We start from the raw sequence: 2,398 nt of genomic DNA, 5'->3' as shown, positions 1-2,398 counted from the left end.
CCGCGGCAAAGGCATCGATTCGAACGCCCTCAGCTACATCGCCGCCCACCACAACGCCGCCGACGCCGTCTTCGTCGACGGGTGGACCGGCAAAGGTGCGATCTCGCGCGAGCTCGCCGTCGCGGTCGTAGCGGATGTCACCGGCGCGCGTCAGACTGGCGCGGTGCTGCTGATCGTCGTGCTCGCGCTCGGTGCCGGGCTGCTCTACGGGGTCGCGGACTTCTTCTCCGGCGTCGCGGCACGCCGCATCGCGGTGCTCGTCGCGACGACCATCAACTACGCCGTCGCCACCGTCGTGCTGGTGATCGTGGTGCTGACGGTCGGCGGCGTGTGGTCGCCGGCCGCGATCGCGAGCGGCGTGACGGCGGGGCTCCTGGCCGCCGTCGGCTTCCTCACCTTCACCGCGGCGCTCGCCGCCGGACCGATCTCGCTGATGACGCCGCTCATCGCGCTGCTCAGCTCCGCGGTGCCCGTCGCGGTGGCCCTCGTGCTCGGCGACGAACTCGAGCCGATCGCGTGGGTCGCCATCGTCGTCGCCATCCTCGGGTCGGTGCTCATCGGCCTCGAGCGCCGCGTCGACACCCGTGGCGCGAAACCCCGCACCCTGCTGTTCGCCGCGATCTCCGGCTTGGCGTTCGGCTTCGCCACGGTGGCCCTCGACCTGGCGCCCGCCGATGCCGGCATGGTGGCCGTGTTCCTCGACACGACGTCGGGCCTGGTGCTGCTCCTCGTGCTCCTCGGCCTGGCGCGGGGCGTCCCGGCGATGCGGCGCGTAATGGCGGTGCTCGACGCGCATCCCGTCGACGCGCATCCGGTCGACGCGCATCCGGTCGACGCGTATCCGGTCGACGATGCGCCCGCGTCGATGCGTGCGGCCGCAGGGCCGGCGCGCTCGTCGTCGCCGCACCTCGATCAGGTCCCGGCGCCGGGCGCGGCCCGGCTCGGCGCGGCGCGTTCGGCCGATCCTCGACGGCGCGCCCGCCTGCTCGCGGGCGTCGCGGGCCTGCTGATCGGCGGGGCCAACGTGCTGCTCATGCTCGCGCTGCACGAGGGCAGCGTCGCGGTCGTCGCCGTGCTCGTGAACCTGTATCCGGTCGCCACCGTGCTGCTGGCGTGGATCGTGCTCCGCGAACGGATCAACGCCGTGCAGGGCACCGGCGTCGTGCTCGCGGTCGCCGCCTCGGTGATGCTCGGTCTCGTCTAGCGGTGAGCCGCCCGCCCACGGCCGCCACCACAGCCGGCCGCGGGTCTACGATGGAGACGACCGCCGATCTGGATCTGATCGGTGCGTGTGGCCCGGGATTGGGCCGCGAGTCCCCGACCTCGTCGGAATGTCACTTGCACACCGTCCCGGAGGCCCCATGCCCGCCCGCACTCCCGTCGCCATCGTCGCCCTACCCCTCGCCGCGCTCCTCCTCTCCGGCTGCGCGAGCGGCTCGACCGCCTCGCCGGGAAGCCCCGACGATGGCGCGACGGATGCCGCGGCATCCGGCTACCCGCTCACCATCGACAACTGCGGCACCGAGGTCACGTTCGAGGCCGCGCCCGAGCGCGTGGTCACCATCAAGTCGTCCACGCTCGAGCTGCTGCTCGCGCTCGGACTCGAGGACCGCATCGTCGGCGCCGCCTTCACCGACGGCCCCGTCCCCGACGAGTTCGCCGACGCGGCATCCGGCATCGAGCTGCTCTCCGACAAGGTGCCCTCGCAGGAGGTGACGCTCGCGGCCGAGCCCGACCTCGTGTTCGCCGGATGGGAGTCGAACCTCTCGGCCGAGGGCGCCGGCGACCGCGAGACGCTCGCCAAGCTCGGCGTCGCGAGCTACGTCGCCCCCGCCGCGTGCAAGGGCGAGGGCTACATGCCGAACCCGCTCACCTTCGACGAGGTCTTCGCCGAGTTCGAGGAGGCGGGCGCGATCTTCGGCGTTCCGGATGCCGCGGCCGACCTCGTGGCGTCGCAGCGGTCAGAGCTCGACGCGATCGAGCCGAGCGACGCGGGTCTCACGGCGCTCTGGTACAGCTCGGGAGACGACACCCCCTATGTGGGCGCGGGCATCGGCGCACCGCAGATGATCATGGACGCGGCCGGCCTGGAGAACGTCGCCGCCGACGTCGAGGACACCTGGACGGCGATGGGCTGGGAGGCGATCGTCGCCGCCGACCCCGACGTGATCGTGCTCGTGGACGCCGCGTGGAACACCGCCGAGCAGAAGATCGCCCACCTCGAGTCGAACCCGGCGACGGCCGCGCTGCCCGCAGTGCAGCAGGGGCGCTACCTCGTGGTCGACTTCCCGGCGACCGAGGCGGGCGTGCGCAACGTGGGCGCCGTGTCGTCGCTCGTCGACCAGCTCGGGGAGCTCGACCTGCGATGAGCGCGACGCGGGCGGATGCGAGCGCGGGG

At 72.9% G+C, this 2,398-nt stretch carries 2 protein-coding genes; both read left to right on the top strand.

Annotated features, from left to right (window positions below; all coding sequences use genetic code 11):
* The coding region (locus GH736_RS21270; RefSeq protein WP_159606861.1) for a cysteine protease StiP domain-containing protein at nucleotides 1-1,204 on the top strand (1,204 nt) is incomplete at its 5' end.
* Between the two features lie 157 nt (nucleotides 1,205-1,361).
* A complete protein-coding gene (locus GH736_RS21265; protein ID WP_159606859.1) occupies nucleotides 1,362-2,369 on the top strand; it encodes a putative F420-0 ABC transporter substrate-binding protein in 1,008 nt (335 codons plus the stop codon).
* The last annotated feature ends 29 nt before the right edge of the window (nucleotides 2,370-2,398 follow it).

The organism is Agromyces humi, assembly GCF_009720255.1.
Taxonomy (GTDB): Bacteria; Actinomycetota; Actinomycetes; order Actinomycetales; family Microbacteriaceae; genus Agromyces; species Agromyces humi.
The sequence above is the reverse complement of the archived record's forward strand: the minus strand, read 5'-3'. Positions and strand labels throughout refer to the sequence as shown.